The 3,937-nt window shown below is 72.0% G+C and carries 4 protein-coding genes; 3 read left to right on the forward strand and 1 reads right to left on the reverse strand.

Annotation, left to right across the window (positions count from 1 at the left end):
* On the reverse strand, positions 1–542 hold a 542-nt coding region (locus GT042_RS03400; RefSeq protein ID WP_161307209.1), incomplete at its 3' end, for a TerD family protein.
* A 260-nt stretch (positions 543–802) separates the two neighbouring features.
* Between GT042_RS03400 and GT042_RS03405 the strand changes: the two genes are divergently transcribed.
* The 3 genes from GT042_RS03405 to GT042_RS03415 all read left to right on the forward strand — a co-directional run.
* Positions 803–1,270: a DUF6643 family protein gene (locus GT042_RS03405; RefSeq protein ID WP_161307210.1), complete on the forward strand. Its 468-nt coding sequence runs from the start codon at positions 803–805 to the stop codon at positions 1,268–1,270.
* Between the two features lie 301 nt (positions 1,271–1,571).
* Entirely contained in the window at positions 1,572–2,180 is a 609-nt protein-coding gene (locus GT042_RS03410) for a hypothetical protein (protein ID WP_161307211.1), read from the forward strand.
* A 201-nt stretch (positions 2,181–2,381) separates the two neighbouring features.
* Positions 2,382–3,937, forward strand: a 1,556-nt coding sequence (locus tag GT042_RS03415; protein WP_202532301.1) for a right-handed parallel beta-helix repeat-containing protein, incomplete at its 3' end; no start/stop codon positions are given.

A 3,937-nucleotide genomic window follows, 5' to 3' on the forward strand; every position in this document is an offset into this window, starting at 1 on the left:
GGCGCCGCCGCACGCTGCGGTTCGTCGACCGAGATGCCGAAGTCGGTGGCCAGTCCGGCGAGTCCGCTGTCGTACCCCTGGCCCACCGCCCGGAATTTCCAGCTCCCCTGACGCCGGTACAACTCGCCGAGGACGAACGCCGTCTCGACGGTGGCGTCCTGGCTGTCGTACCGCGCGATCTCCGCGCCGGACGCTGCGTCCAGGACCCGTACGTACAGTCCGGGCACCCGGCCGAAGGTTCCGCCGTCCGACGACGCGGCCAGGACGATCCGTTCGACCTCCGGCTCCACCCGGGCCAGGTCCACCGCCAGGGTGTCCGTGACGGCGTCCCCGGCGGGCCTCTTGCCTTCGTGGCGTACGGCGCCCGAGGCGTGCGCGGGCTGGTTGTAGAAGACGAAGTCCGCGTCGGAGCGCACTTTCCCGGTCACCAGCAGCAACGCCGAGGCGTCGACGTCCGGTGTTCCCGCCGCTGAACGCCATCCCAATTCGACGCGGACGGCGGACGCCGCCACCGGAAGATTGGCTCCTTTAAGCATGGACATGCTCGCCCCCATCACGAGTCGGGGTCCCGAAGATTCCCTGCCGTCAAACCTAATCCCCGCAAGGCCGTTCCGACCCCCCGGGACCCGCCGGTACCCACCGGAAACCCGCCGCCAACCTGCCCTTTACACGATCCGTACACGGCTGGGCGACCGTTTTTCCCAAGTTCGCTCGCATTGGGGATCCGAAGTAACCCACAGGTCCCGAAAGAACCATCTTTTCGGACTCCCCAACCGGCACACGGTGGGCTTAACTTTGTTCCATGACCTCCCCCCGCGCCACCTACGGCGGCGGTTACTACACCGCGCCGTCGTTCCCGGACACCCCGATCTACGACTCCTTGGTCGCGGAGCGGGGCACGCCTCAGATCGCCCCGATCCGAGTGCCTTCCGCCTACGACACGGGCAACAGTTATCTGCCGGCTCTGCCCTCCGCCCTGCCGGCCCTCCCCGCGGGTCCCTCCGCGCCTTCCCCGGCGTACGGCGGATATCCGCAGCAGATGCCGATGCAGCAGCCGGTCCCGCTCCAGCACGCGCCGGCGCCGTACATCCCGCAGCAGGCGGGCGCGCCCCGCGGCTACCAGAGCGCGCCGCCCCAGCAACAGCAGCAGCGCCCGATGCCCGGCACCGGGTACGAGGCGATGCGCCCGGCGGCTCCGCGCCCCGCGCCTCCGCAGCCCGCTCCCTACGACGACCCGTACAACCGGCCGTACCAGAGCCGGGGGTACTGACCGCCTCTGAGCCCCGTACCACGACGTACCAGGGTGGAGGTCCTACCCGTACTTCTCCGTGCCCCCGATTCCCCCGCTCCCGTTCCGCACCCGGGAGCCGGGGAGCCGGGGGCACACGTCCTCCCGCACGCGAAACCCTTCCGCCGCCCCTCGCGAGAACACGCCCCGGCCGGGAACACCGGGCTGTGGCAGGCGCGTTGAGTGCATGGGACACCGAAGTGAGTTTGCTCTCTCTCCGCGTCCGCCGGGCGTCACACGAGCCGTCCGGGACTACAACGGATACGGAAGGGGGTGCGGGACTGTGCGATCGATCGTCGGACTCTGGCGCTGGCGCAAGAATCCCCTGCGCCGGGGCACCGATCTCCTGGAGGCGTGGGTGGCGCTGGTCGCGGCGCTGCTGCTCGCCCTCGCCACTCCGGCCACCGGCTGGATCTGCGGGTCACGTATCAACTCCTCGTTGCAGCACACGGTGCGTCTGCAACGCGAGGAGCGGCACCGGACGACCGTCGTGGTCACCGGCCCGCCGAAGGAGCACCACCACAACGCCTTCGACGCCGAGTCGGCCACCGACCACGAGGGCGGCAGCCGGGTGCTCGCGACCTGGTCGGCGGTGGACGGTACGCGGCGTACGGGCACCCTCACCGCGCCGGGGCGCCGGGTGACCCCCGGCGCGACGTTCACCATCTGGACCGATCCCCGGGGCAAGCCGGTCAAGGGCCCGATGAACGGCGACTGGGCGCGGCTCAACGGCATGATGGCGGGGGCGGCCACGACCCTGGTGGCCGCGGTGCTGGTGGAGCTCCTGCGGCGGCTGGTCCTCTGGAGACTCGTACGGCGGCGGTACAGCAGGCTCGACCGGGCCTGGGCGAAGGCCGGTCCCGACTGGGGCCGTACGGGCGCGGGCAGTTGAGACTCCGCCACCGCGCGTGAGCACCGGCGGGTGCCCTGGCCTGCGGGGTCGGGACGAGACCCCCGCTTGCGTCAACTCAGCGGTTCCGCGCGCGCTACGGTGGTGCCTCCCGGTCCGCTGTCTCGGCCGGGGCGGGCCCGGGGCAGGGCCCCGGAACGGATCGTCACGCGCACACGCACGAGGTGGGGGCACAACAGCGCCATGGCACAGGGCACGGTCCAGGTGACGCACACCGGAACATCGCGTTGGCGGCGCCGCACGGGCGAATACGCCTCCCTCGCCGCAGCCCTGGAGGCCGCCGCCGACGGCGACATACTCACCATCGCCCCCGGCACCTACCGGGAGAACCTGATCGTCGCGCGCGCGGTGACCCTGCGCGGCCCCGAGGGCTCGCTCGGTTCGGTACGGATCGCGCCCGTCGACGGCGTACCGCTGACCGTCCGCGCCTCCGCCACGATCCAGGACCTGCACGTCGAGGGGCAGGACACGACCGCGCCCGCCGTGCTCGTCGAGGACGGCACCCCCGAGCTGCTGGACCTGCGGGTCGTGACCCGCTCCGCGGCCGGGATAGAGGTCCGGGGCGGCGGGGCCCGCCCGACCGTCCGCCGCTGCACCGTCGACAACCCCGCCGGGGTCGGCATCGGGATAATCGACGGGGCCGGCGGGGTGTTCGAGGAGTGCGAGGTCGTCGCCGCCGGCCAGTCCGGCATCTCGGTACGCGGCGGCGCGCACCCCCGGCTGGAGCGCTGCCGTGTCCACCACGCGTCGGGGTCGGGCCTGTCCGTCACCGGCGAGGGCAGCGGCCTGGAGGCGTTCGGCTGCGAGGTGTACGAGATCAAGGGCACCGGTGTCCAGATCGCGTCCCGCGCGACGGCCCATCTCACCGACTCTTCTGTGCACCGCACCTCGGCCGACGGCATCACGCTCGACACGGACGCCGTGCTGATGCTCTCCGACTGCGACATCCACGACATTCCTGAGAACGCGATCGATCTGCGGTCGCGTTCGGTGTTGACGCTGACCCGCTCGACGGTCCGGCGCTTCGGCCGCAACGGACTCTCCGTGTGGGACCCGGGCACCCGGGTCGACGCCAACCAGTGCGAGATCCACGACAGTACGGGCGACTACCCGGCGGTCTGGATCAGCGACGGCGCCACCGCCGTGCTCGACGCGTGCCGCCTCCACGACGTCCCCGACGCGCTCTTCGTCCTCGACCGCGGCTCACGCGTCGACGTGGTCGACAGCGATCTCTCGCAGGTCCGGAACACGGCGGTGTCGGTGAGCGACGGCGCGACCGCGCAGCTCGACGACTGCCGCATCAGGGAGGCCTCCACCGGCGCGTGGTTCCGGGACCACGGCAGCGGCGGCACGCTGAACTCCTGCACGATCGACTCCGTACAGACGGGCGTCATCGTCACCAAGGGCGCCGACCCGACCATCGAGCGCTGTACGGTCACCTCGCCCGCCGAGGCCGGTTTCTACGTCTCCGCCGAGGGGCGGGGGACGTTCCACAACTGCCGGGTCACGGGCAGCGGCGGCTACGGCTTCCACGTGATGGACGGCTGCCGCTCGACGCTGACCCGCTGCCGTACGGAGCGGTGCGCGCGCGGCGGGTACGAGTTCGCGGAGGACGGGCCCGTCGCGGAGGACTGCACCAGCGACGAGAGCGGGGTGCTCACCCCGCCGGTGGAGCCGCTGCCCGTCCTGACCGCGACGCACTCCGGCGGCGTGCTCGGCACCGTACCCCCGCGGCCCAC

It is taken from the genome of Streptomyces sp. SID3212 (genome assembly GCF_009865405.1).
Taxonomy (GTDB): Bacteria; Actinomycetota; Actinomycetes; order Streptomycetales; family Streptomycetaceae; genus Streptomyces.